The 24,590-nt window shown below is 73.9% G+C and carries 20 protein-coding genes and 1 pseudogene; 14 read left to right on the forward strand and 7 right to left on the reverse strand.

The window, feature by feature from the left end:
- Position 1: 1 nt before the first annotated feature.
- Positions 2 to 931: a DUF4097 family beta strand repeat-containing protein gene (locus tag ACZ4TG_RS37425; protein ID WP_468172666.1), complete on the forward strand. Its 930-nt coding sequence runs from the start codon at positions 2 to 4 to the stop codon at positions 929 to 931.
- 1 nt (position 932) lies between these two features.
- Positions 933 to 1,823, forward strand: coding sequence for a PadR family transcriptional regulator (locus ACZ4TG_RS37430; protein WP_468172669.1), 891 nt, complete (start codon positions 933 to 935; stop codon positions 1,821 to 1,823).
- A gap of 108 nt (positions 1,824 to 1,931) precedes the next feature.
- Here the strand turns inward: ACZ4TG_RS37430 and ACZ4TG_RS37435 are convergent, their stop codons facing one another.
- From ACZ4TG_RS37435 to ACZ4TG_RS37450, 4 genes are all read right to left on the reverse strand, one after another.
- Positions 1,932 to 2,498: a Clp protease N-terminal domain-containing protein gene (locus ACZ4TG_RS37435; protein WP_468172672.1), complete on the reverse strand. Its 567-nt coding sequence runs from the start codon at positions 2,496 to 2,498 to the stop codon at positions 1,932 to 1,934.
- Positions 2,498 to 2,707, reverse strand: a complete 210-nt coding sequence (locus tag ACZ4TG_RS37440) for a hypothetical protein (RefSeq protein ID WP_053676451.1) — start codon at positions 2,705 to 2,707, stop codon at positions 2,498 to 2,500. The genes ACZ4TG_RS37435 and ACZ4TG_RS37440 overlap by 1 nt, the downstream gene beginning before the upstream one ends.
- 62 nt (positions 2,708 to 2,769) lie before the next feature.
- Positions 2,770 to 3,732, reverse strand: coding sequence for a zinc-binding dehydrogenase (locus tag ACZ4TG_RS37445; RefSeq protein ID WP_468172675.1), 963 nt, complete (start codon positions 3,730 to 3,732; stop codon positions 2,770 to 2,772).
- 489 nt (positions 3,733 to 4,221) lie between these two features.
- Complete coding sequence (locus ACZ4TG_RS37450; protein ID WP_468172678.1) at positions 4,222 to 5,424, reverse strand: NAD(P)-dependent malic enzyme; 1,203 nt, start codon at positions 5,422 to 5,424, stop codon at positions 4,222 to 4,224.
- Between the two features lie 524 nt (positions 5,425 to 5,948).
- Between ACZ4TG_RS37450 and ACZ4TG_RS37455 the strand changes: the two genes are divergently transcribed.
- The 3 genes from ACZ4TG_RS37455 to ACZ4TG_RS37465 are packed head-to-tail and all read left to right on the forward strand — an operon-like array spanning position 5,949 to position 8,642.
- A complete protein-coding gene (locus tag ACZ4TG_RS37455; protein WP_468172681.1) occupies positions 5,949 to 6,896 on the forward strand; it encodes an ABC transporter substrate-binding protein in 948 nt (315 codons plus the stop codon).
- A 31-nt stretch (positions 6,897 to 6,927) separates the two neighbouring features.
- Positions 6,928 to 7,878, forward strand: a complete 951-nt coding sequence (locus tag ACZ4TG_RS37460; RefSeq protein WP_468172684.1) for an amino acid ABC transporter permease — start codon at positions 6,928 to 6,930, stop codon at positions 7,876 to 7,878.
- An 11-nt stretch (positions 7,879 to 7,889) separates the two neighbouring features.
- Entirely contained in the window at positions 7,890 to 8,642 is a 753-nt protein-coding gene (locus tag ACZ4TG_RS37465) for an amino acid ABC transporter ATP-binding protein (RefSeq protein ID WP_468172783.1), read from the forward strand.
- 84 nt (positions 8,643 to 8,726) lie between these two features.
- On the opposite strand, the gene ACZ4TG_RS37470 is transcribed toward ACZ4TG_RS37465, so the two are convergent.
- A complete protein-coding gene (locus ACZ4TG_RS37470; protein ID WP_468172687.1) occupies positions 8,727 to 9,497 on the reverse strand; it encodes a class I SAM-dependent methyltransferase in 771 nt (256 codons plus the stop codon).
- 82 nt (positions 9,498 to 9,579) lie between these two features.
- Here ACZ4TG_RS37470 and ACZ4TG_RS37475 point away from each other — a divergent pair, with 82 nt between their 5' ends.
- Positions 9,580 to 10,209: a CGNR zinc finger domain-containing protein gene (locus tag ACZ4TG_RS37475; protein WP_468172690.1), complete on the forward strand. Its 630-nt coding sequence runs from the start codon at positions 9,580 to 9,582 to the stop codon at positions 10,207 to 10,209.
- Here the strand turns inward: ACZ4TG_RS37475 and sodX are convergent.
- Complete coding sequence (sodX, locus tag ACZ4TG_RS37480) at positions 10,113 to 10,562, reverse strand: nickel-type superoxide dismutase maturation protease (protein WP_468172693.1); 450 nt, start codon at positions 10,560 to 10,562, stop codon at positions 10,113 to 10,115. The genes ACZ4TG_RS37475 and sodX overlap by 97 nt on opposite strands.
- 171 nt (positions 10,563 to 10,733) lie before the next feature.
- On the opposite strand from sodX, the gene sodN reads away from it, so the two are divergent.
- The gene (gene sodN, locus ACZ4TG_RS37485) at positions 10,734 to 11,129 is read left to right on the forward strand and encodes a superoxide dismutase, Ni (RefSeq protein WP_136215065.1); all 396 of its coding nucleotides are present in this window, start codon (positions 10,734 to 10,736) and stop codon (positions 11,127 to 11,129) included.
- Between the two features lie 137 nt (positions 11,130 to 11,266).
- Here the strand turns inward: sodN and ACZ4TG_RS37490 are convergent, their stop codons facing one another.
- Positions 11,267 to 11,452 (reverse strand): DUF6104 family protein, encoded by a 186-nt coding sequence (locus ACZ4TG_RS37490; protein ID WP_030190019.1) that lies wholly within the window; start codon positions 11,450 to 11,452, stop codon positions 11,267 to 11,269.
- A 132-nt stretch (positions 11,453 to 11,584) separates the two neighbouring features.
- On the opposite strand from ACZ4TG_RS37490, the gene ACZ4TG_RS37495 reads away from it, so the two are divergent.
- The 7 genes and pseudogenes from ACZ4TG_RS37495 to fxsT all read left to right on the forward strand — a co-directional run bounded on the left by ACZ4TG_RS37495 (position 11,585) and on the right by fxsT (position 24,502).
- Positions 11,585 to 13,720 (forward strand): VMAP-C domain-containing protein, encoded by a 2,136-nt coding sequence (locus ACZ4TG_RS37495; protein ID WP_468172696.1) that lies wholly within the window; start codon positions 11,585 to 11,587, stop codon positions 13,718 to 13,720.
- A gap of 124 nt (positions 13,721 to 13,844) precedes the next feature.
- Positions 13,845 to 14,855: an AAA family ATPase gene (locus tag ACZ4TG_RS37500; RefSeq protein WP_468172699.1), complete on the forward strand. Its 1,011-nt coding sequence runs from the start codon at positions 13,845 to 13,847 to the stop codon at positions 14,853 to 14,855.
- Positions 14,856 to 14,861: 6 nt separating this feature from the next.
- The gene (locus ACZ4TG_RS37505) at positions 14,862 to 18,071 is read left to right on the forward strand and encodes an SAV_2336 N-terminal domain-related protein (RefSeq protein ID WP_468172702.1); all 3,210 of its coding nucleotides are present in this window, start codon (positions 14,862 to 14,864) and stop codon (positions 18,069 to 18,071) included.
- A 275-nt stretch (positions 18,072 to 18,346) separates the two neighbouring features.
- The gene (gene fxsA, locus ACZ4TG_RS37510) at positions 18,347 to 18,538 is read left to right on the forward strand and encodes an FxSxx-COOH cyclophane-containing RiPP peptide (protein WP_468172705.1); all 192 of its coding nucleotides are present in this window, start codon (positions 18,347 to 18,349) and stop codon (positions 18,536 to 18,538) included.
- A 130-nt stretch (positions 18,539 to 18,668) separates the two neighbouring features.
- A pseudogene (locus ACZ4TG_RS37515) lies at positions 18,669 to 19,952 on the forward strand (FxsB family cyclophane-forming radical SAM/SPASM peptide maturase); the annotation flags it as partial.
- A 197-nt stretch (positions 19,953 to 20,149) separates the two neighbouring features.
- Positions 20,150 to 21,418 (forward strand): aKG-HExxH-type peptide beta-hydroxylase, encoded by a 1,269-nt coding sequence (locus ACZ4TG_RS37520; protein ID WP_468172708.1) that lies wholly within the window; start codon positions 20,150 to 20,152, stop codon positions 21,416 to 21,418.
- Between the two features lie 81 nt (positions 21,419 to 21,499).
- Positions 21,500 to 24,502 carry an FxSxx-COOH system tetratricopeptide repeat protein gene (gene fxsT / locus ACZ4TG_RS37525; protein ID WP_468172711.1) on the forward strand — a complete coding sequence of 1,001 codons (3,003 nt, stop codon included), beginning with the start codon at positions 21,500 to 21,502 and terminating at the stop codon, positions 24,500 to 24,502.
- The last annotated feature ends 88 nt before the right edge of the window (positions 24,503 to 24,590 follow it).

A 24,590-nucleotide genomic window follows, 5' to 3' on the forward strand; every position in this document is an offset into this window, starting at 1 on the left:
CATGGCAGAGCAGATGACGTGGTCCGTCGCCGCACTGCAGAAGCTCGGCTTCGAGCAGCCGGTGACCGAGCTCCGCGTCCGGGTCGTCGGCGGCACGGTGAACGTCGTCGCGGCCGACGAGGGCCCCGCCCGGCTGGAGGTGGCCGAGGTCGACGGCCCGCCCCTGCACGTGGTGCAGGAGGGCGGCGTCCTCACCCTCTCCTACGAGGACCTCCCCTGGAACGGCACCCAGGGCTTCAAGAAGTGGTTCGAGAGCAAGCCGTGGAAGGCCTGGTCCGGCGGCAGCGCCGACGGCCGCAAGGCCTGGGAGCGCAGCGTCACCGTCACCCTCACCGTCCCTTCCACCACCACCGTCCAGCTGGCCACCGTCAGCGCGGCGGCCTTCGTCTCCGGCATCAGCGCCGACACCGACGTCAACGGCGTCTCGGGCGACGCGACCCTGGTCGGCCTCTCCGGCAAGGTCAAGGCCCACACCGTCTCCGGCAGCGTCGAGGCCCAGTCCGTCACCGGTGAGCTCGGCTTCCACTCGGTCTCCGGCGGCCTGACGGTGGTCGACGGCGCGGGCGGCAGCGTACGGGCCGACTCGGTCAGCGGTGACATGCTCATCGACCTGGCCCTGGACCCGGCCGCGCCGAAGCCGGTCGACATCTCCCTGAACTCGGTCTCCGGCCAGGTCGCGATCCGCCTGCCCCACCCCGCCGACGCGCGGGTCGAGGCCAACACCGCCACCGGCGGGGTCTCCAACGCCTTCGAGGACCTGCGCGTCTCGGGCCAGCTGGGCGCCAAGCGGATCACCGGCACGCTCGGCGCCGGCACCGGCACCCTGCGGGCCACCACCGTCTCCGGCGCGATCGCGCTGCTGCGCCGCCCGCCCGCGGAGACCCCGGACGCCCCCGCCGCCCCGCTCGCGCTCGACAAGAAGGTGCTCTGACATGCCGCCCGTCTTCGCCCACGGCCGCCTCCGCCTCTACCTCCTCAAGCTGCTGGACGAGGCCCCGCGCCACGGCTACGAGGTGATCCGCCTGCTGGAGGAGCGTTTCCAGGGGCTGTACGCGCCCTCCGCGGGCACCGTGTACCCGCGGCTCGCCAAGCTGGAGGCCGAGGGGCTCGTCACCCACGCCACCGAAGGCGGGCGCAAGGTCTACTCGATCACCGAGGCGGGCCGCGCCGAACTGGCCGACCGCGGCGGTGAACTGGCCGACCTGGAGCTGGAGATCCGCGACTCGGTCTCCGAGCTGGCCGCCGAGATGCGCGACGACGTCCGGGGCGCGGCGGGTGCCCTGCGGCGCGAGATGCGGGCCGCCGCCTCCGCGACGACGACCCAGGTCGACGACGAGGGCTGGAAGGCCGCCAAGGAGGAGCTCCGCAAGGCCAAGGCGGAGTGGAAGGAGCAGGCGCGGCGGGCGAAGGACGAGAGCCGCCGGGCCCGCGAGGAGGCCCAGCAGGCCCGTCACCAGGCCAAGGAGGCCCAGGAGCGGGCGCGCGAGGAGGTGCAGCGGATCGCGGGCCAGCTCCAGGAGCAGTTCGCCAAGTCGGGCGGAATGCTGGGGAGCCTGGCCGGAGCCTGGCTCGGCGGCGGCACCCCGGCGGCGGAGCCCAGCGCCCCGGCGGCCTCCACGGGCGCGCAACCCCTCTGGGCCGAGGACCTGACCGCCACCGCCGACCCGGCCCGCGACCTGGACCGGCTGCTGGACCGCTTCCGCGACGACATCCGCGACGCGGCCCGCGACCACGGGGTGAGCCCGGCCCAGCTGGCCGAGGCCCGCGCCCACCTGGCCGCCGCCGCGACCCGCGTCACGGCGGCGCTCCGGCCGGGGAAGTAGCGCCGGGGAAGTAGTGCCCGGGGAAGTGGCGCCCGGGCAGTGGCGCCCGGGCAGTGGCGCCCGGGCAGTGGCGCCCGGTGCGGAGTGCCCGGGGCGGAGCGCCCGGGATCAGGCCGCCAGGCCGCGCTCGGCGCCGGCGTACGTGACTCCGTGGTCGGCCAGGACCTCGGAGACCGTGCCCGGCCGGGAGAGCAGGGCCAACAGCAGGTGCACGGTGGTGATGTGGCGGTCCCTGCGGCCCACGGCGATCCGCAGCGACTGCTCCAGGGTCTTCTTCGCGCCCTGGGCGAAGGGGACGTGGCGGCGGTCCGGCTCCGGGCCGGGGCGGCCGAGGGCCGAGCGGAGCGAGGCGCCCAGCGTCCGCCTGCGGGGTGCGGCGGGGCTGAGGGCGCCTTCGCCGTGGGCCTCTTCGACCCGGGAGATGATCTCGGTGAGGTCGATGCCGAGTCCGGCCAGTGCCTCCTCGTCGGCCCGGGACATGCCGCCCCGGCGCCGGGCTTCGGCGAGGGCGGCCGCGACCGCCGCCCGGTCGACGCCCAGGGGGTCCAAGGCGCCCTGGGCGAGCAGCGCCAGCAGCAGGTGCTCCTCGGTGACCGTCGGGGCCCCGGCCCGCCGGGCCTCGGACGCGGCGCCCGTCACGGTGGCGCGGGCCGCGGTCGTGAAGCGTTCCAACATCAAAGCCTCCCGTGCTTCTTGTGCACGGCCTGCCGGGTGACACCCAGCTCGGCCGCGATCTCCTGCCAGGACCAGCCCTGCGCCCGGGCGCTGCGCACCTGGACCGCCTCCAGCTGCTCCAGCAGCCTGCGGAGGGCGGCCACGGCGCGCAGGCCCACGCGAGGGTCGCGGTCACCGGCTCGTTCGGCGAGATCGGTAGCTTCCGTCATGCATGTCAATGTAGGTTGACAACGGGAGGGGTGTCAACCCTGATTGACATCATCGGGCGGGGTCAGACCGTCAGGACCACCTTGCCGAACAGGTCGCCCGAGGCGAGCTTCTCGAACCCCTCCCGTGCCCGGTCCAGGGGCAGCACCTCGTCGATCACCGGCCGCACGCCCGTGGCCGCGCAGAAGGACAGCAGGTCCTCCAGTTCGTCCTTGGAGCCCATGGTCGAGCCGACCACCTTCAGTTCCAGGAAGAAGATCCGGGTCAGTTCGGCGTGCGCCGGACGGTCGCCGCTCGTCGCGCCCGAGATGACCAGGGTTCCGCCCGGCCGCAGGGACTTCACCGAGTGCGACCAGGTGGCCGCGCCCACCGTCTCGATCACCGCGTCCACCCGCTGCGGGAGCCGGGCGCCCGGCTCGTACGCGTCCACCGCGCCGAGCTCCACCGCCCGCTTGCGCTTGGCCTCGTCCCGGCTGGTGGCGAAGACCCGCAGGCCGGCCGCCTTGCCGAGGACGATCGCGGCGGTGGCCACCCCGCCGCCCGCGCCCTGGACCAGGACGGAGTCCCCGGGGCGCACCCCGGCGTTGGTGAAGAGCATCCGGTACGCGGTCAGCCAGGCCGTCGGGAGGCAGGCGGCCTCCTCGAAGGAGAGCTCGGCCGGCTTGCGCAGCACGTTCCAGGCGGGGACGGTCACCTGCTCGGCGAAGGTGCCCTGGTAGCGCTCGGTCAGGATCGAGCGGGGCTCGTCCGGGCCCACCCCGTGGCCGCTCTGGCCGATCACGGAGTGCAGGACGACCTCGTTGCCGTCCTGGTCGGTCCCGGCGGCGTCGCAGCCGAGGATCATCGGCAGTTTTTCCTCGCCGAGGCCGACTCCGCGCAGCGACCACAGGTCGTGGTGGTTGAGGGAGGCGGCCCTGACGTTCACGGTCACCCAGCCGGGGCGGGCCTCCGGAGCGGGGCGGTCGCCCAGCTCAAGGCCGTTCAGCGGCTGGTCTCGGTCGATTCGGGCGGCGTAGGCAGCGAACATGCCGCCAGACGCTACCGGTCGGTAGTCATGCCTGACCAGGGGCGCCGGGTGATCGGTGAATCTGAGCGGAATGGGTAGTGCAGGCCTCAACTACCAGCCGTACCAGTTGGTTTGTGCGCGCCGACATGCTAATCGGAACGTCGAGATCGACTCAGGATCGGGGGTAACATTCTGGCCATGCGGCGGTGCTCGTCATGAGCCTGTCATTTCCGTCCCCTTCGGTCACTCCCCGTGGCCGCCCGGCGCGAACCCGGACGGGGGACGGAGCGACCCCTCCCGGTTCGGGGGCCGGGAGGGTGCGTGCGTCCCCGTCGGGGCGCCCGCCACACGGCACGACACGACCCGGCCGCACGACACGACGGCCGCGCGACACGACATGCCCGCCCGACAGGACCCGGCCGCGAGGCCGAAACGGTCCCCGGGCGAACGAAAGGGCCCGGCCGGAGCGATTCCGGCCGGGCCCTCACCCGTACAGCTCAATCGTGGCGATCAGGCCAGACGGGCCACGCCGTCGGCCTTCGCCGCCGCGGCGACCGCGGCCGCGACGGCCTCGGCCACGCGCTCGTCGAACGGCGACGGGATCACGTAGTCGGCCGCGAGCTCGTCACCCACGACGCCGGCGATGGCGTCGGCGGCGGCGATCTTCATGCCCTCGGTGATCCGGGTCGCGCGCACCTTCAGGGCACCCGCGAAGATGCCCGGGAAGGCCAGCACGTTGTTGATCTGGTTCGGGAAGTCCGAGCGGCCGGTCGCCACGACGGCCGCGTACTTGTGCGCGACGTCGGGGTGGACCTCCGGGTTCGGGTTGGCCATGGCGAAGACGAAGCAGTCCTTCGCCATCGTGGCCACCGCGGGCTCGGGGACCGTACCGCCGGAGACGCCGATGAAGACGTCCGCGCCCACCAGGGCGTCCTCCAGGGAGCCGGTCTGGCCCGTCTTGTTGGTCAGGCCCGCGATCTCCGCCTTGACGTCCGTCAGGTCGGAGCGGTCCGCCGAGACGACGCCCTTGCGGTCGGTGACGCAGACGTCACCGATGCCCGCGTCCACGAGGATCTTGGCGATGGCGATACCGGCCGCGCCCGCGCCCGAGATCACCGCACGCAGGTCGCCCAGGGTGCGACCCGTGAGCTTCGCGGCGTTCCGCAGGGCGGCCAGCGTCACGATGGCCGTGCCGTGCTGGTCGTCGTGGAAGATCGGGATGTCCAGGGCTTCCTGGAGCCGGCGCTCGATCTCGAAGCAGCGGGGCGCGGAGATGTCCTCCAGGTTGACCCCGCCGAAGGACGGAGCGAGACGGATGACCGTCTCGATGATCTCGTCCGTGTCCTTGGTGGCGAGCGCGATCGGAACCGCGTCCACGCCGCCGAACTGCTTGAACAGGATCGCCTTGCCCTCCATCACGGGGAGGGAGGCTTCCGGTCCGATGTCGCCGAGTCCGAGCACGGCCGTGCCGTCGGTGACGACGGCGACCACGTTGGACTTCCAGGTGTACTCGTTGACGAGTTCCGGGTTCTCGGCGATGGCGCTGCAGACCTTCGCCACGCCCGGCGTGTACGCGAGGGACAGGTCGTCCTTGTTGCGGACCGGCACGGTGGCCTGCACGGCCATCTTGCCGCCCCGGTGCAGCGCGAACACCGCGTCCGGGTTGTTGTCCGTCACGCTGTCGCTGCGAGGATTGACGATCTCCGCTGCCACTTTCTTGACCCCTTAAGTCTTTAATCGTTGAGGGTGGCCACTCCTGGTTAAGGGGTGGGCGGGCACCGCGTCCGTACTCCGCATCGACGGTTGGCCCGTCTCCGCGAAGGGGAGGTTCGTACGCGCGGGCGCGCCGCACGCGCGCCCTGAGCCCCGGATGAGGGGTGTAAGGATCTGTTCTACCCGAAGAACGCTCGCTCAGACGAGTCGATTCCTGCTCGATCGTAGGCTCCTTGCCCGGGTTTTGGCGAAAAGTCCAAACCTTGCTGTCCAACGGGCGAGACGCACCGCAAAAACTTCCGGGAAAAGCCCTGGTCACGGTGCATACTCCGGCCGCGAAGGCCGTTCTCCGCAGTCCTGTTGGGTACGCCGGGGGGCCCGTTATCCGATTTTGACCTGACGGGCACCCTGAATGTCTCAGTCCGAATGGCAAGATGCCGTAATCACACAAGGTCGCGACACTCGATGGTGCGTGCCCGACCGTTCTCGGATGCTTTTTTCCCCACTGCCGGAGGAACCAGCTCATGACCGCAAGCACCACCCGTCGTACGACCGCCGCCCGGTCCCGGATCGCCGCGGCCGGTGCGATCGCGGTCGCCGGCGCCCTGATCCTCACCGGCTGTGGCGACCAGACCGACAAGGGTTCGAGCACCCCCTCGGGCAAGACCAACGACGCCCCGCTCTTCTCGGCCCTGCCGAAGAAGATCCAGGACGCCGGTGTCATCAAGGTCGGCACGGACGCCGCGTACGCGCCGATGGAGTTCACCGAGGGCAGCAAGATCGTCGGTGTCGACCCCGACATCGCCGAGGCGCTCGGCAAGCAGCTGGGTGTGAAGTTCGAGTTCACCGCCGGCACCTTCGACGGCCTGATGACCTCGGTCTACACCGGCCGCCAGGACGCGATCATGTCGTCCATCACGGACAACAAGAAGCGCCAGGAGGGCCTGGACGACAAGGGCGAGAAGATCGGCAAGGGCGTCGACTTCGTCGACTACTTCTCCTCCGGCGTCTCGCTCATCGTCAAGAAGGGCAACCCGCAGGGCATCAAGTCCCTCGAGGACCTGTGCGGCAAGACCGTCGCCGTCCAGCGCGGCACGATCTACGAGGACACCTTCAAGGCCCAGGCCGAGAAGTGCGGCGACAAGAAGCTCAACATCGAGGCCTTCGACACCGACGCCGAGGCGCAGACCCGCGTCAAGGCCGGCGGCGCCGTGGCCGACATGAACGACTACCCGGTCGCCGCGTACACGGCGAAGACCTCCGGCGGTGGCAACGACTTCGAGGTCGCCGGCCAGCAGAGCGACGTCGGTCTCTTCGGCATCGGCGTGAGCAAGGAGAACACCCAGCTCCGCGATGCCCTCAAGCAGGCACTCGACGCCATCATCAAGGACGGCTCCTACGCCAAGGTCCTCGAGAAGTGGGACGTCAAGGACAGTGCGGTCAAGTCTGCGACCGTCAACGCAGGTCAGTAAGTCCCGGGCGCACCACTGAAGGGCAGTCATTGTGACTGACAAGATCGACAAGGGTCCGGCCGCAACCCCGCCGGCCGGACCCGCAGCCTCGGGCACCCCGTACGAGGCCATCAAGGCAATTCCCGTACGCCACTACGGACGCTGGATCAGCGCCGTGGTCGTCGTCGCGCTGCTGGGCTGGCTGGTTCTCGCCTTCGCCAACGGCAACGTCATCTGGAAGACGGTCGGCGACAAGCTGTTCGACCCCACGGTCATCAGCGGCCTGGGCAACACGGTCCTCATCAGCGTCACCTCGATGGTGCTGGGCCTGGCGCTCGGCATCCTGTTCGCGGTGATGCGGCTCTCCAAGAACCCGGTGACCAGCGCGGTCGCCTGGCTCTACATCTGGTTCTTCCGCGGCACCCCGGTCTACGTACAGCTGCTGGTGTGGTTCAGCCTCCCGCTGATCTTCCAGTACATCGACCTCGGTCCGATCTACAAGAACGAGACCGTCGACGTCATGACCCCGTTCCTGGTCGCCCTTCTGGGCCTCGGCCTGAACGAGGGCGCCTACATGGCGGAGATCGTGCGCGCCGGCATCCAGTCCGTCGACGAGGGCCAGAGCGAGGCCTCGCACGCGCTGGGCATGACGCAGGTGCAGACCATGCGCCGCGTGGTGCTCCCGCAGGCGATGCGCGTGATCATCCCGCCGACGGGCAACGAGTTCATCAACATGCTGAAGACCTCGTCCCTGGTCTCGGCCGTGCAGTACACCGAGCTCCTGCGGGCCACCAGCAACATCGGTTCCACCGCCGGTGCCATCATCGAGATGTACTTCGTGGCATCCATCTGGTACCTGGCCCTCACCAGCGTCTTCAGCGTCGGCCAGTACTACCTGGAGCGCCGCTACGCACGCGGTTCGCTGCGGTCCCTGCCGCCCACCCCGCTGCAGCGGCTCAAGGCCAACCTGAACATGTTCCGCCGTACGGAGGTGGCGAAGTGACCGCCCAGCCGATGGTCAAGGCCGAGGCCGTCCACAAGTCGTACGGCGCCGCCCACATCCTGCGGGGCATCGACCTGGAGGTCGCCCCCCGCGAGGTGTTCTGCCTGGTCGGCCCGTCCGGCTCCGGCAAGTCCACCTTCCTGCGCTGCATCAACCACCTCGAGCGCATCAACGCCGGCCGGCTCTCGGTCGACGGACAGCTCGTCGGGTACCGCGAGAAGGCCGGCAAGCTCTACGAGCTCAAGGACAGCGAGGTCGCGGCCCAGCGCCGGGACATCGGCATGGTCTTCCAGCGCTTCAACCTCTTCCCCCACATGACGGCCATCGAGAACGTCATGGAAGCGCCCGTCATGGTCAAGGGCGAGAGCAAGGCCGTCGCCCGCGAGCGCGCCGTCAAGCTCCTCGACCGGGTCGGCCTCGGTGACAAGGGCGGGAACTACCCCTCCCAGCTCTCCGGCGGCCAGCAGCAGCGCGTGGCGATCGCCCGCGCGCTGGCCATGGAGCCGAAGCTGATGCTCTTCGACGAGCCCACCTCGGCACTCGACCCCGAGCTGGTCGGCGACGTCCTCGACGTCATGCGCGACCTCGCCGAATCCGGCATGACCATGATCGTGGTCACCCACGAGATGGGCTTCGCCCGCGAGGTCGGCGACAACCTCGTCTTCATGGACGGCGGCGTCGTGGTCGAATCCGGCCACCCCCGCGAGGTCCTGGGCAACCCGCAGCACGACCGGACGAAGGCGTTCCTGTCCAAGGTGCTGTAACCGCTCGGCATGCGGGAGGGGCGGTACGGATCTTTCCGTACCGCCCCTCCCGTCGTTTCCGCCGCCCGTGGCGCCGGCGGCGGTCTACTTCAGGCCGAGCACCAGCGCGTCCGAGGGGGAGCGCCAGACCGTACGGGCCTCCGCGAAGCCCGCCTCGCGCAGGGTCCGGGCGTGCCAGGCCTCGTCCGGGGTGTCGCCGTCGGCGTGCTCGCCGTAGATCTCGAAGCGGCGCTTGGTCGGCTCGGCGAGCAGCGGGTCGGCCGCCGCCAGCGCCCACCACTCGGCCCAGTCGGCCACGCCGGCCGCGCGGGCCCGGTCCATCGCCGCGTGCCGGTGGGCGTGCTCGGCGGCGTTGATGCGGGGGGTCGCGGGGTCGGGCATGTGGTCGGCGTTCATGAAGACCCCGCCCTCGCGCACGAGCGGGGCGAGCTGCCCGTAGAGCACGGCGAGCCGGGGGCTGTGCAGCCAGTGCAGGGCGGTGGCGGTCAGTACCGCGTCGTAGGTGTCGTACGGCAGGGCCGAGGGCCAGTCGGGGTCCTTGAGGTCGGCGGTGACGAAGGCGACGCGCTCGTCTCCGTCGAAGTGGCCGCGGGCGATCGTCAGCAGCGCCGGGTCGAGATCGACACCCGTACTGGTGGCTCCCGGGAACCGCTTGAGTACGCGGTCCGTAATACTTCCCGTGCCGCACGCGAGATCCAGCACCCGGGGGGTGGGCCCCACCAGTGCCTCCAGCATGTCCAGCATCACCCGGAACCGCTCCTCGCGGTCGGGCATGTACCACTCCTGCTGGCGGTCCCAGCTGTCCTGCCAGGCCTGCCAGTCGGCCCCCGTCGCCGGATTCAACGCATCGGTCATCCCGAACCCCTCCATACGTAATACCCTCGAACCCGTAGTAGCTGTTACCGCAGACAATAATCCGCAGCCGTAAGGACTACAAGTGGAACTGGCCCATTACTCGGACTACGCCGTGCGCCTGGTCAACACCGAGGAGCCGGCCCGCAACAAGGACTCGCTCACCTCGGTCGACGCCGTCCGCGCGCTCTTCGGCGCCAGCGTGCAGATGGCCCGCCGGGTCACCGACACCGACGTCACCCGCTTCCGCAACGTCCGCGGCCGGCTGCGCGCCGTCTTCGAGGCCGCCGACGGAGGGGACCACGTCCTCGCCGTCGACCTGCTGAACTCCCTGCTCATGGAGTTCCCCGTCAGCCCGCAGGTCTCCGGCCACGACACCCTCGGCGAGCACGGCGGCCCCAACTGGCACATCCACCTCGCGGACCACCCCTCGAACGCCTCCGCGGGCTACGCCGCCATCGCGTCCATGGGCCTCGCCTTCCACCTCACCGAGCACGGCCCCGACCGCCTCGGCCTGTGCCAGGCCGCGCCCTGCCGCAACGCCTACCTCGACACCTCCACCAACCGGTCCCGGCGCTACTGCTCCGACCGCTGCGCCACCCGCGCGAACGTGGCCGCCTACCGCGCCCGCAAGCGGCTGGAGGCCGAGGCGTCCGCCCGCAGCGGCCGCACCGCCGACAGCGCCCAGGACAGCCACGCCCTCAGCGAGCGCTGACCCGGTCCCGCCGGGCCGTCCGCCGGGCCGTCCGCCGCGCGCGGCCGCAGCCGCAGCACCGCCGTCGCCAGCACCAGCTCCTCGGGCACCGTCCCGTAGTCGGTGCTGTCGCCGGTCTCGTTGTACGGGTTGTCCCCGAGCACCCACCAGCCGCCCGGGCGCCGCTCCGCCGCGCGCTTGACCACCAGCAGGTCCTGCTGGAACGGGTGGCGCAGCACGATCACCGCGCCCGGACGCACGGGGGCCCCGTACCGGACCACCACCTGGTCCCCGTGGACCAGCGTCGGGACCATCGAGGGCCCGTACACGTCGACCACGCCCAAGCGCGTCCACCCGCGCCCGATCTCCACCATCTGTGACCTCCTCGTCCCTCCCGCATGCTGCCGTACGGCCCCGTACATTCGCTCACCACGGCCTGCGCGACGCTGGACTTTTGTCCTAAGCCCACGGGGGCGCCCGCGAATTCCGGTCGGTCAGCGAGTAATCTCCCCCTTGAGAAGACGATCACGAGGAGGACAAACTCCATGCTTTCCCGCCTCTTCGCCCCCAAGGCGAAGGTCTCCGCCCACTGTGACCTGCCCTGCGGCGTGTACGACCCGGCCCAGGCCCGTATCGAGGCCGAGTCGGTCAAGGCCGTCCAGGAGAAGTACCAGGCCAACGACGACGCCGACTTCCGCGCGCGCGCCATCACCATCAAGGAGCAGCGCGCCGAGCTGGCCAAGCACCACGTCTCGGTCCTGTGGAGCGACTACTTCAAGCCGCCGCACTTCGAGAAGTACCCCCAGCTGCACACCCTGGTCAACGACACCCTGAAGGCCCTCTCGGCCGCCAAGGCGTCGAACGACCCGGCGACCGGCCAGAAGGCCCTCGAGCTCATCGCCGAGATCGACCGCATCTTCTGGGAGACCAAGGCCGCCTGATCCAGGCCCTCACCCCACGACGAAGGGGCCCGACCGGAAACGGTCGGGCCCCTTCGTCGTGGGGTGAGGCGAGTGGCGGGCGGGTCCTGCGCGTCGTCAGGGACGGGCGGGACCGCCCGCGGCCGCTCGCCGGGGGACTACTCCTCGTCCTCGTCCTCGTCGTCCAGGCGCGCCAGCCAGGTGGCCAGGCGTTCCACCGGGACCTCGAAGTCGGGGTTCAGGTCGACGAAGGTGCGCAGCTGCTCGGCGAGCCACTCGAAGGTGACCTCCTCCTCGCCGCGCCGCTTCTCCAGCTCCTCGATGCCGCGATCGGTGAAGTACAAGTCGGGCTCCGTGCCGTGATGAAGGTGTGCATGGGGATGTTTCCCGCCAGGATAATCCCGGGTCCCGGAGAGACCTCCCGCCGTCCCTGACCCGGCGCTAGCCTGGACTGCCTCAACCTGAGGGGGCAGGGGATGCAGGACGGGCGCACGGGTGGATCGGCGCGCGCCTTCGAGCTCCTGGAGCCCCTCGTCCGGGCGGCCACCGTACGCGTCCACGCGCCCCCGGGCGGGTATGTAAGCCCCGGCAGTCATCAGTCCGGTCCCACCTGGGGGAGCGGCTTCTTCATCGCCCCGGGCTGGGTGCTGACGTGCGCGCACGTGGTCGGCGAAGGGGGTGCTGCGGTGCGTCTGGTCGGACGTGAGGTCGGCATCACCTTCTCCTCCGGGAGCTCCGCCACGGGATCCGCCGGGGGTTCCGCCGGGGGTTCCGCCTGGGGTGACGGCGCCACCGGGACGGTCGCCGGGCGGGTGGAATGCGTACTCCCCGAGCGGCTGGAGACACAGCGGCCCGGACGCGGGGCCCTGTGGGACCTGCCCGACCTGGCCCTGATCCGGGTGCTCGCCCCCGTCACGCACGCCTGCGTCTGGCTGACGGACCGGGCCAGACCGCGCTTCGACGAGGCCGCGTACTTCGGCTGCACCGAGGACCTCGGCGTACGCGAGATCACCGGCCGCACGACCAGGCTGCGCGGCACCGCCGCGGGCGGCGCGGCCATCCGGCTCGGCGACGAGGACGAGATCGAGCCCGGCATGTCCGGCGGGCCCGTCGTGGACCTGGCGCGCGGCGAGGTCATCGGGGTGGTCAAGGCCCGGCGGCACGTGGGCGGCGGCGGGCTCGCCGTGTCGGTGGCCCAGCTGCGGACCCTGCCGATGGCCGCGACCGGGCAGGTGGGGCTGTACCGCAGGGTCATGCAGGCCCACGACCTGTACCACTACGACCAGCACCTCAGCGACCTGAACAGCCGCCGCACCTGGACCGACGTGCACGACGAGCTCGCGGCCGGGGACGAGGACCCGTACACCGGCCGGGGCCGGCTCACCCGGCTCACCCCCGGCGAACGCACCACCCTGTGCGGGCTGCTCGCCGAACTCCCTCCGCCCGGATCCTCCGAAGCGGTCCGCGCGCTCGCCGAGGCGGCCCGCGGCGAGGAGCCCGACACCGGGCTGCCCGCCCCGCTCAGCTGGCGCGACGGGCTCGGGCTGCTGCACGACCCGCCGGGCGCGGGCGGCGAGGCCGCGGCGATGCTCCGGTACGCGACCGACGTGAGCGTCGCCGACCACCGCGAGCCGCCCTCGCCGGGCGCCGACGAGGAGCTGTGGGACTGGGCGCGGGCCACCGCGGAGCGGCTCTGGCGCCCGCTGCGCCGGGAGCTGGGGGAGCGCCGCGAGCGGGGCCTGGCCGAGCGCGAACACCGCCGCCGCGCCTCGGCCGGCCAGGGCGTCCCGGGCCGGCCCCGGCAGGCCGGGAGCCTGCCGGCGGGGCCCTCGGTGCTGCTGGAGGCGTGGGCGCACAGCTGGGAGGAGGTCTACGACTGGCGGGTCTCGGTGCTGGCGGGCCACCGGCGGGTGACCCCGGTCGGCGCGGGCACCCGGGTGACCCGGGCGGCCATGCCCGAGGCGGTACGGGCGGCGCTCGCCGAGGGGTTCCGGCGGTGCGATACGCACGAGGCCGCCGCGCTGCTCGAAGTGGCCGTCGCGCCGGAGCTGTTCGGGCTCGCGGTGGACGAGTGGCCGGTGGCGGGCGGCACGCCGGTGGGCGTGCAGCGGCCGGTGGTGTTCCGCCATCCGGGCGGTGGGCCCGAGGGCGCCGTCGAGGCGGTGCCGGCCGCGGGCGGGCGGTGGGCGCGGGTGCAGGAGGGGCCGCTGCTGGGCCAGCGGGCCGACTGTTCCCGGGGGCGCGAACGCAGCCCCTCGCCGGGCTGGCTCGCCGGGCTGCCGGAGACCACCGTGCCGGTGCTGTGCCGGGCGGCCGCCGCTGAGCCGACGCTGGGCGCGCTGCACGCGGTGCGGGACACGGGGTACGGGATGGTGGTGGGCCGGCGGCCCCCGGCGGACCCGGGGGTGTCGTGCGCGCCGTTCCACCGGGGGCTGCGGGCCGAACTGGCCGAGGCCGGGCGGGGGTCGGTGCTGCCGCTGCGCTTGCAGGCGCTGCGGGGGCGGGCGTACGGGGCCGACCCGGACGCCTACTGGGCGGCGGGCATGACGCTGGTGTGGGAGGACCCGGGGCGGGGACTGCCGGAGGAAGAGCCGTTGCAGGGGGACCTGTGACCGGACCCCGCGCCCCGGCTGCGGCGGGCCGGATGCGGCGCGGCCGGATGCGGCGGGGACGGGGGAGGGACGGGCCGGGGCCGGGCAGGTGCGGGCAGGGACGGGCTTCGTGGGAGGAGCGGACGTGAATGAGGAATGGCTCATCTACCGGGGCGTCGGTGAGCCCCACGACGGGATCGACGCACTCCCCGGCCCGCCGCCGTGGCGGGACTTCGACGGCGGACCGGTCGGGCAGCCCGGCGGGCCCGGCGCGGCGGCCGACGGCAACGTGGCGCGGCGCCTCGGGGCGCACCGCCAGGCCGCCGAGATGCACCGGCCCGAGCCCGAGGAGCTGGAGGCCGTCAACGCCGCGCTCTACCTGCGGCGGCCGCTGCTCGTCACCGGCTTCCCCGGGACGGGGAAGTCCACCCTCGCGCACGCCGTCGCACACGAACTGAAGCTCGGGCGCGTCCTGCGCTGGCCCGTGGTCTCGCGCACCGTGCTCCAGGAGGGCCTGTACCGCTACGACGCGATCGCCCGGCTCCAGGACGTGCAGATCGCGGCCGGCGGCGGGGCTCCCGGCGGGGCGCCCGGGATCGGGAAGTACATCCGGCTCGGACCGCTGGGCACGGCGCTGCTGCCCACCGAGCGGCCCCGCGTACTGCTCATCGACGAGCTCGACAAGAGCGACATCGACCTGCCGAACGACCTGCTGAACGTGCTGGAGGAAGGGGAGTTCACCCTCCCCGAGCTGGAACGCGTCGCGGACACCGAGCCCGAGGTGCAGGTGCTCACCGACGACGGGGCCAAGGTGGCGGTCCGGGACGGGCGCGTGCGTTGCCGGGCCTTCCCGTTCATCATCCTGACCAGCAACGGCGAACGGGACTTCCCGGCGGCCCTGTTGCGCCGGTGCATCCAGCTCAAGCTCGGCCAGCCCGGCGAGAAGCGGCTCGCCACCATGGTCCGCGCGCACCTGGGGGAGGAGGCCGCCCGGCTGGGCGCCGACCTGATCCGGGAGTTCCTCAGCCGTTCGCAGTCCGAGCTGGTCGCCGCCGACCAGCTGCTCAACGCCATCTACCTGACCCACTACGCCGCGCCGCCCACCCGGGAGGACCTCGCCGACCTGCTCATCCAGCGCCTCGACCGGCCGAGGTGACGGCCCGTGCCGCCCGACGGTCCCCTGCGTGAACTGGCCGCCCTGCTGCGGGCCGCCGGGCTCGACCCGACCGCCGAGGAGATCGCCGACGCGCTCTGGCTGGCCGGGCTGACGAGGGGGCCGGCGCAGGAGCCGGGAACCGCGGCGGCGCCGGTCCTGCGGGCGGCCGGGGAGCCGGAGGGGGAGGGCACGGAGCGGACGCCGCCCGTGAGGGAGCCCGCACGGGAGGAAGCGGATCCGGAAGATCCGGTCAGGCTGTACGCCGCCGGACGCCGCCGGGCCGACGGAGCAGAATCGGAAGCTGAAATTCCGGTCGGGGCGGGGGTGCCCGTACGTGTGCCCGGGGCGGCCGCCCTGCCCCGGATCCTGGACATCCAGCGGGCCCTGCGGGCGCTCCAGCGGCACCGGCCGCCCGCGCCGCCCACCCGCAGCGTGCTCGACGAGAGCGCCACCGCCGAGGCCAGCGCCCGGGCACTGGGGCTGGTCATTCCCGTGTTCCGGACGGAGAGCCGGCGCGAGGCGACCGTACGGCTCGTGATGGACGCCTCGCCCTCGATGGCGGTGTGGCAGGACATGTTCGACGAACTGCGGGCGGTGTGCGAGCGGCTGGGGGCCTTCCGGGACGTACAGGTCCACTACCTGCACCGGCTGGACGACGGGACGGCCGTGGTCGGGCTCGGACCCCTGCCGGGAGCCGGACTGCGGTCCGGCGAGCAGTTACGGGACCCCACCGGGCGGGCGCTGACCATGGTGGTCTCCGACTGCGCCGGACCGGTGTGGCGCGAGGGCGAGGCGCAGCGGCTGATGTACCGGTGGGCCGAGTGCACGCCGTGCGTGGTCGTGCAGCCGCTGCCGCAGCGGCTGTGGAGCAGGAGCTGGCTGCCGACCGAGCGCGGGATGCTCTCCCGGGCCGAAGGCGGCGGAGGGAAGCTGAAATTCCGGTCGGACCGCCCGCCGCGCCACGGCCGGCCCGCCGGCGGGCTGACCGTGCCCGTGCTGCCGCCCAGCGCCAGCGCCCTCGGCGCCTGGGCCCGGCTCGTCGCCGGACTCGGCACCGGGCCGGTGCCCGCCGAGGTGGGCCGGGTGTTCGCCGACCACCCGGCGGCCCCGGCGCCGCCGCCGAGGGCCGCGCGGCCGCCGCGCGAACTGGTCGGCCGGTTCCGCTCGTCGGCGGCGCCCGGCGCCGTACAGCTCGCCGTGTACCTGTCGGCGGCCCCGCTGACCCTGCCCGTGATGCGGCTCGTGCAGCGCACGATGCTCCCGGACTCCGAACCCTCCGACCTCGCCGAGGTGCTGCTCAGCGGGCTGCTGCGGCGGGGCCCGGACGCCGGCTGGTACGAGTTCGTGCCGGGGGTGCAGGACGTGCTGCTGGGGCCGCTGGGGCGGGACGAGGCCGCCCTGGTGCTCAAGCACTGCTCGGAGTACGTCCGGGCCCGCTTCGGGCGGGGCGTACGGAACTTCCCCGCGCTCGCGGTCTCCCAGCTGACCGGGACGCCGGTGGACTCCGCCGAGGAGCGGATGCCCGCCGGACGGCTCCCGCAGGCCTTCGCGCAGGTCTCGGCCAAGGTCGTACGGCGCTACCTGCCCGGGCCCCCGCCCGAGGGGCCCGAGGCACCGCCGCCGCCCCTGGCCCCCGCGCGGGAGTGGGCACTGCGGACCGCGCTGGCCCGGCTGGCGGACGGCGGCCAGCGCGGGCTCTACGAGGCCGTCACGCTGCTGCGCAGGGCGCTGGCCGCCCCGCCGGGACCCGGCGACCCGCCGGACGAGGTCGAGGCCGAACTGGCCGGGGCCCTGCTGCGGTTGTGGGCGGTCCAGCGGGACCCGGAGCTGCTCGCGGAGGCCGAGCGGGCCGTCGCCGGGCCGGTCACCGCCCGGGGCCGCGCGGTACGGGGCCGGGTGCTGTACGAGCGGGCGCTGGCCGGCGCCGCGGCGGACGCCGGGCTGCTGGAGGCGGCGGAGCGGGAGTTCGCGGCCGCCGGCGCCGCACCCGGAGCGGACCGGGAACTCCGGCTGGACTGCGCGGTCCGCCGGGCGCAGGCCCTGGTCCGGCTCGGGGAACTCCGGGCGGACCCGGGGGCGCTGCGGGAGGCGCGGGCCGCCCTGGAGGCGGTCGCCGGGCCGGGGGCGGCCGGTGCGGCCGGGGCGGTCGGGGCGGAGGCGGCTCTGGCCCTGGGCAGGGTGCTGCTGGCCCTGCTGCCGTACACCGGCGACCCGGCCGAACGCACCGCCCTGGCCGGACTGGCCGCCGCCCGGCTCACCGTGGACCCCGGGGCGGAGCCGCAGGCGCGGGCCCGGGTGCGGATCGAGCGGGCCACGGCCCTGCGGTACCTGCCCGGGCGGCTGGAGGAGGCCGCCGGTCAGCTGGCCACCGCGCTGGAGGAGGCCGCGGGGGATCCCGAGCTGCGGGTGGCCGCGCTGCTGTCCCTGGCACGGGTGCACCGGGCCCGGTACGCGAGGGACGGGCAGCCGGTGGCGCTGGAGGACGCGGCCGAGGCGTACGGGCGGGCCCGTCGGCTGATCTCCCGGGACGGAGCGGCGTTCGGGGAGCTGCTGTCCGAGTGGGGCGACGTACTCCTGGACCGGGCGCGGGCGGCCGGCGGCCGGGGCTTCGCCTCGACCGCCGTACAGGTGCTGCGCGACAGCCGGGCGGCGGTGCCCCAGTCGGACCCCCGGGTGGCGCACCGGCTGGTGCGGCTCGCGGCGGGACTGCGGCTGCGGCACGCGTACGAGGGGGACCTGGTGGACCTGCGGGAGGCGGAGTACCTGCTGGAGCTGGCCGTACGGCACGGCCGGAACCCGCTGGAGCGGGCCCGGGCGTGGCGGGAGCACGGGGACGTCCAGCAGGAGATCCACGGGCACACCAGGGCGCCGGACCGGCTCGACCGGGCCGCGGACTCCTACCGGAGGGCCTGGCGGGAGGCCCTGGAGGCGGAGCGCGGGCCGGACCACTCCGGCCACACCGACCGCGCTGGCCGTCCGGACCACCCCGACCGCGCCGGCCACTCCGATCCGGACGCCGGCCCGGATCCGGCCGTCCGGCTGGCGGCGCGGGCGCAGGAGCTGCGGGGGGAGGTCCTGGAGCGGCTCGCGCGGCCGCGGGCGGCGCTGGACGCGTACCGCTCCGCGGTGGAGCTGTGGCAGCGGCTCGGCCCCGCGGGCGACTCGCGGGCCGAGCCCCTGCGGCTGCGCGTCCGCGACCTGGAGTCGGCCCTGTGACCCGGCCCCGGGGACCGGGCGGCCGTGCCGGTGGGGCAGGCGTACCGGGGGAGCGGGTACCGGTGGAGCCCGGATCGGGGGAGCGGGTACTGGTGGAGCCCGGATCGGGGGAACGCGTACCGACGGAGCACGGACCGGGGGAGCGCGTACCGGCGGAGCACGTACCGGTGGAGCCGGGCGGGCCGGATCCGGTGGGCCGTTTCCGCCGGGTGGGGGAAGGGAAAGGGCAGGGGACCGTCCGGCGTGCGACACAACAGGGGGGCAAGGGGCGCATGGTGACCGAGCATCAGGAAGTGGCGACCGGGATCCGGGCGTGTTCCGGGCGGCTGCCGGATCTGTCCGGGCTGGATCTGGCCGCCTTGCGCGGCATCGACCACCCGGTGCTCGCCGAGGTGATCGAAGGCATGGTCGAGCGGGTCACGCACCCCGCCGAGATCCTCAACGCCTTCGACTCCGGAGTGGCGTGAGGGCCCGCGATCCACGCGCGCGGCGACCGGAGTTGACCACTTTCCGCCGTTAGGCCGGGCCGTCCGGAGGGCAGGGATGGACCGTCCTGGGGGTCCCCCCAGCGGTAGCCGGGGGAGGGAGGCGCAGGCGATGAGGCGAGCGATCACGAGCGATGCCGTGCTGCCCGCGCACCGGACGACCCGGGACCTCCACGCCGGCCACGCCCGCCACGCACCCTGGCCGTACGCCCGGCTCGACGTGCCCGCCCTGCGCGCGGCCGGGCACCGTCCGCAGCCCATCAGGCAGTTCGTGCTCAAGACGCACAGCCGCTGCAACCTCGCCTGCACCTACTGCTACGTCTACGAGATGGCCGACCAGAGCTGGCGCGGCCGTCCCGCCGTCATGGCCCCCCGTACGGCACGCCGCGCCGCCGAGCGGATCGCCGAGCACGCCGCCGCCCACGGCCTGACCCGCGTCGACCTCGTCCTGCACGGCGGCGAACCGCTGCTGGCCGCTCCCGAGGCGCTGGCCGCCCCCGTCGAGGCCGTACGGGCCGCCCTCGGACCCCGCGTGCGGGTCACCGCCACCGTGCAGACCAACGCGACCCTGCTCACCCGCGGCCGGCTCGGCGCACTGGCCGCCGCCGGGATCCGGGTCGGCGTCAGCCTCGACGGCGGCCTGCCCGCGCACAACGCACGCCGGGTGGACCACGCCGGACGCCCCGGCTTCGGGGCCGCCGCGCGGGGGCTGCGGCTGCTCGCACGGCATCCCGAGAGCTACGCCGGAGTGCTGTGCGTGATCGACGTCGCGCAGGACCCGGTGGAGGTGTACGAGTCGCTGCTCGGCTTCGCGCCGCCCGCGCTCGGGCTGCTGCTGCCGCTGGCCAACTGGAGCGACCGGCCGCCCGGCCGGGACCAGCACGAGGCCCCGTACGCCGACTGGCTGATCGCCGTCTTCGAACGCTGGTGGCACGACGGGGTGCGGCGCACCCGGATCCGGATCTTCGAGGAGATCATCGCCCTGCTGCTGGGCCTGCCCGCGGCCACCGAGACCCTGGGGCTGGCGCCCGCCACCACCGCCGTGATCGAGACCGACGGGAGCATCGAACAGGCCGATTCGCTGAAATCCGCCTACGAGGGCGCCGCCGCCACCGGGCTCCACGTCGAACGGCACGGCTTCGACGAGCTGCTCGACCATCCCGGGCTCGCCGCCCGGCAGCTGGGCCGGGACGCGCTCGCGCCGCTCTGCCGGTCCTGCGAACTCGTCGAGGTGTGCGGCGGCGGCCACTACCCGCACCGCTACCGGGCCGGCGAGGGCTTCCGGCAGCCCTCCGTGTACTGCGCCGACCTGCAAGCCCTGATCCGGCACATCGCCCGCGCGCTGCACGCCGCCGCGACGACGGGACAGGCCGCGCCGGCCGCGGGCCGCCCGGCACCCGCCGGACGGACGGCCGCCGCCGGGCCCACGACTCCCGGCCCGCCCGCCGGACGGACGGCCGCCGCCGGGCCCGCGACCGCCGGGCAACCAGCGACCGCCGGCCCGCCCGCAGCTCCCGGCCCGCCCGCAGCCTCCGGCCGGCCCGCGCCCCCCGGCCCCGGCCGGTCCGCCACCGTCACCGGGCAGGCCGCCTCATGAGCGAAGCCGCCGGCCGCGCGGCGGGCGCCGGCCTCGCCCCGTTCAGCGTCAGCTCCCGCACCCTGCGCGCCCTCGCCTCCACCGAACCCTCCGCCGAAGGCACCGCCCTGGTGCGCGACGTACGCCGCTCCAAGCGGCTCGTCCTGCTGCGCGCCGTACTCGACGCGGCGCCCGGCCCCGAGGCCGCCGAGCACTGGGCGCTGCTGGAGGAGGCCGAACGGCACGACCCCGACGCCGTGCGCGACGTACTGCACTACCCCGCCACCGGGGTCTGGGCCGAGGAGACCCTGCGCCGGCTGCACGCCCCGTACGGGCCCGTACCCGACCTGGGCCACCTCGGAGCGCTGGCCGCGGCCGCCGCGCTGCGCGCCGGGATCACCTTCAAGACCACCCTGCGGCCCGTGCACGGCCGGCTGCTCCTGCCCACCCTCGGGCTGCTGCGGCCCGACCGCCCCGGGCCGCTCGCCCTCACCGAACGCTCCTGGGACACGGCCGTGGACGCCCTGCCCCTGCACGCCCTGCCCGGCGGACGGACCGCCCTCGACGACCTCGACCCGTACCGGGCCCCGGCCGCCGGCCGCCCGGCCCCCGTGCGCCCCGCCCGGCGGCTCACCCCCAAGGGGCACAAGCGCTGGGACATCCAGTGGTCCGGCGCCCTCACCCTGCTGCGCCGCTACGACTCCGCGCGCGCCGACGAGATCGGCCGGCTGCTGCGCTCCGTCGTCCCGCTGGCCGGCGGCACCCGCTCCAGCGGGGCCACCCTGCCCGCCGCGGCCGGCTCGGTCCTGGCCCGGGCCCAGGCCCCGCCCGCCCTGGCCGCCACCCTCGTCCACGAGGTCCAGCACGGGAAGCTGACCGCCCTCGCCGACGTCCTGACCCTGCACACCGCCGACCGCACGCCCCGCCACTGGGCCCCCTGGCGCAGCGACCCGCGCCCCCTGGAGGGGCTGCTGCACGGCGCGTACGCCCACCTGGCCCTGGCCGGGTACTGGCAGCGCGCCGCCCTGTACGGGGCCCGGGGCGCCTGGTCCCAGCACGCCCGGGTCCGCGCACAGGTGGCCGCCGTACTGCCCGCCATCCGGCGCCATCCGCAACTGACCAGCACAGGCCGGGAGTTCACCGACGGGATGGCCGCGGCCGAACGGGCCATGGACGAACTGCCGCCGCCCGGGAACCAGTACGCCATCGCCCGCCGGGCCCTCGACCGGGAGCGCCGCGCCTGGTGCGAGAAACACCCCGAACTCACCCCGTTCCTGGAAGTGTGACCGCCACGGAGGTCTGACGGACCGTCCGCTGCGGTACCTTTTCAACCCCGTCCACCGCCCGGATTCCAGGGAGACGGCCGCATGACGACCGGTATGCGCCACGACCGCGACGGAGCCCCGCAGCCGCAGCGCTTCGTCATCAGCTTCGCCGGCTTCAACCGCCCCTGGGCCGTGTGGATCGCCCACCGCCTGGAGGAACACGGCCACCGCGTGGCCCTCCAGCGGTGGGACCCCCAGACCAGCCCCGGACTCACCGAGGCCCTGGAAGACCTGGCCCGGTCCGGCGGCCGGATCCTCGTCGTCCTCAGCGAGCGCTACTTCTCCGCGGGCACCCACACCGACGAGGAGTGGAACGCCGCGCTGCGCACCGTCACCGCGAACCACCCCGACCGGTTCGCCGCCGTCTGCCTCACCGACGCGCCGCTGCCCAGCGCCGTGGCGGCGCTGGAGAAGACCGACCTGTGGGGCCTGGACGCGTACGAGGCCGAGTACCGGGTGCTGCGCAGGCTGGAGCTGCCCACCGACCGGATCGGCACCGAGAGCGGCCGCCGAGGCCCCCGCTTCCCCAACGACCCGCCCGAGGTCTGGGGCCGCGTCCCGCGCCGCAACCCGCGCTTCACCGGCCGCAACGACGTCATCGGCCGGCTCCGGGCCGCCCTCACCGAGGCCCCGCCCGGGGCCTCCACCGTCACCCTGCTGGGGCTCTCCGGGGTGGGCAAGACGCAGGTCGCCACCGAGTACGCCTACCGCTTCGCCTCCGAGTACGACGTGGTGTGGTGGGTTCCCGCCGAGGACCGGCCCACCCTGCGCGAGCGGCTCGCCGATCTCGCCCCCGCGCTGGACCTGCCGCGCGGCGCGGGCAGTTACGGCGAGCAGATCCGGGCCGTGCTGGAGGCGCTGCGGCGCGGGTCCCCGTACCACCGGTGGCTGCTGGTCTTCGACGGCTGCGACAATCCCGACGACCTCATCGACCTGCTGCCCTCCGGCGCGGGCGACGTCATCATCACCTCCCGCAACCGCGAATGGGCCGCCCGGCACACCAGCCTGGTCGAGGTCCCGCTCTACGCGAGGCCCGAGTCGATCACCTTCATCCGCCGCCGGGCCCGCCGGCTCAGCGGCGACGAGGCGGACCAGCTCGCGGAGGCGCTGGAGGACTACCCGCTCGCCCTCGACCAGACCGCCGGCTGGCTCGCGGACTCACCCATCGGCGTCGGCGAGTACCTCGGCCTGCTCCAGCACCGGCTGGACTCCCACGAGGCCGTCACCCTCTCCGACGACTACCCGCTGCCCTTCCCCACCGCGCTGGCGATACTGCTCAACAACGTACGGGAGAACTTCCCGGACGCCCTCGCGCTGCTGCGGCTGTTCGTCTTCTTCGCCCCCGGCCGCGTCCCGCTGCGGCTGCTGCGCGAGTTCCCCGCCGACGACGTCCCCGAACACCTCGCCGGGCTGATCAACGACCAGATCCGGTGGAACGCGGCCCTCAACAAGCTCGTGCAGTTCTCCGTCGTCCGCCTGGAGTACTCCGACCTCTCCGTCGACGAGGGCGGCGGCGGCCTGGAGACCGTCCAGCTGCACCGCATGGTCCACAACATCGTCCGCGAGAACCTCGGCGAGGAGGAGTCCGAGCAGCTCTCGCGCGCCGTCCGCCAGGTCCTCGCCGCCGCCGACCCGGGCCGCCCGACCGACTCCCGGCTCTGGCCCCGCTACGCCGAACTCATCCCGCACCTGGAGACCGCCGGGGTCCTGACCAGCTCGAACCCCCGCATCCAGAACTTCCTGCTGCACTGCCTGCGCTACCTGATCCTCGCCGGGGAGTACCGCACCTGCCTGCGGCTCGCCGAACAGACCGACGGCGTCTGGCGGGCGACGCTCGGCGACGACCACGACCAGGTCCGCGAGCTCAGCTACCACTACGGCGGCGCCCTGCGCATGCTCGGCCACTTCCGCCGGGCCGAGGTCCTCGCCAAATCGGTCGCCGACCGGCTCGTCGCCGAGCGCGGCGACCGCGACCTGGAGACCCTGCGCGCCACCAGCACCTACGCCGGCGTCCTGCTCAGCACGGCCAAGTTCGAACCGGCCCGGGAACTGCTGGAACACGCCTTCACCACCTACCGGGAACTCCTCGGCGAGGACGACTCCACCACCCTCAACGCCCAGAACAACGTCGCCGTCGCCCTGCGCCTCCTCGGCCGCTACCAGGAGGCGTACGACACCGACCTCGACACCCTGCGCCGCCGCGAACGGGTGCTGCGGGTCCGGCACATCGCCACCCTCTCCTCCGGCATCGGCTGCGCCATGGGCCTGCGGCTGATGGGCCGCTACCGCGAGGCGCAGGCCCGCCAGGAACAGGGGCTCAAGCTCCACCTCCAGGTGCTCGGCCACAACCACCCGCAGACCCTGCGCGCCGAGCACAACCTGGGCATGTGCCTGCGCCGCGCCGGGGACATCCCGGGCGCCGGCGCCCGGCTGCGCAGCGTCCTGGAACGCTCGACCCGGGTGTTCGGGGCGGAGTTCCCCTGGACCCTGATGGTCGCCTCCGACTACGCCACCTACCTGCGCGAGTACGGGGACGTCGGCGAGGCCCGCCGGATCTCCGAGGACGTCGTACGCGGCTACCAGTCGCAGCTGGGCCTGGCCCACCCGTACAGCATCGGCACCGTCGGCAACCTCGGGCTCGTGCTGCGGGCCCAGGGAGAACGCGAGGCGGCCCTCAACCTCGCCGAACAGGCCCTGGTCGGCATGCGCGGCGCGCTGGGCGAGCGGCACCCCTGGACCCTGGGCTGCGCCCTGAACGCCACCGGGCACCGCAACATCACCGGCCGGCTCGACGACGCCGTGGAGCTCAGCCGGGAGACGCTGCGCACCGCCGAGCAGGTGCTGGGGCCGGACCACCCGATGACGCTGAGCGCGGAGATCGCGCTGGCCGCCGACCTGCGGGCCGTACGCGAGGACGTGGAGGCCTCGAAGCACGAGGAGGCGGGGCTGCGGGCCCTGATGCGCACCCTGGGCCCGCAGCACGTCCACACCGTCTCCGCCCGCCAGCAGACCCGCCCGTACTGGGACTTCGAGCCGCAGCCGTAAGGGGCGGGGGCAGCAGCCGACCGGTCGGCTGCTGCCCCCGCCGGCCCCGAGCAGGCGAAGGGCCGTGGACAGCCGGAAGGCCCGGACC

Source organism: Streptomyces sp. NPDC028314 (assembly GCF_055565795.1).

Coding starts and splice junctions, on each gene's coding strand:
- ACZ4TG_RS37425 (WP_468172666.1), top strand. CDS start 2: ATGGCAGAGCAGATGACGTGGTCCGTCGCCGCACTGCAGAAGCTCGGC.
- ACZ4TG_RS37430 (WP_468172669.1), top strand. CDS start 933: ATGCCGCCCGTCTTCGCCCACGGCCGCCTCCGCCTCTACCTCCTCAAG.
- ACZ4TG_RS37435 (WP_468172672.1), bottom strand. CDS start 2,498: ATGTTGGAACGCTTCACGACCGCGGCCCGCGCCACCGTGACGGGCGCC.
- ACZ4TG_RS37440 (WP_053676451.1), bottom strand. CDS start 2,707: ATGACGGAAGCTACCGATCTCGCCGAACGAGCCGGTGACCGCGACCCT.
- ACZ4TG_RS37445 (WP_468172675.1), bottom strand. CDS start 3,732: ATGTTCGCTGCCTACGCCGCCCGAATCGACCGAGACCAGCCGCTGAAC.
- ACZ4TG_RS37455 (WP_468172681.1), top strand. CDS start 5,949: ATGACCGCAAGCACCACCCGTCGTACGACCGCCGCCCGGTCCCGGATC.
- ACZ4TG_RS37465 (WP_468172783.1), top strand. CDS start 7,890: ATGGTCAAGGCCGAGGCCGTCCACAAGTCGTACGGCGCCGCCCACATC.
- ACZ4TG_RS37470 (WP_468172687.1), bottom strand. CDS start 9,497: ATGACCGATGCGTTGAATCCGGCGACGGGGGCCGACTGGCAGGCCTGG.
- sodX (WP_468172693.1), bottom strand. CDS start 10,562: ATGGTGGAGATCGGGCGCGGGTGGACGCGCTTGGGCGTGGTCGACGTG.
- sodN (WP_136215065.1), top strand. CDS start 10,734: ATGCTTTCCCGCCTCTTCGCCCCCAAGGCGAAGGTCTCCGCCCACTGT.
- ACZ4TG_RS37495 (WP_468172696.1), top strand. CDS start 11,585: ATGCAGGACGGGCGCACGGGTGGATCGGCGCGCGCCTTCGAGCTCCTG.
- ACZ4TG_RS37520 (WP_468172708.1), top strand. CDS start 20,150: ATGAGCGAAGCCGCCGGCCGCGCGGCGGGCGCCGGCCTCGCCCCGTTC.
- fxsT (WP_468172711.1), top strand. CDS start 21,500: ATGACGACCGGTATGCGCCACGACCGCGACGGAGCCCCGCAGCCGCAG.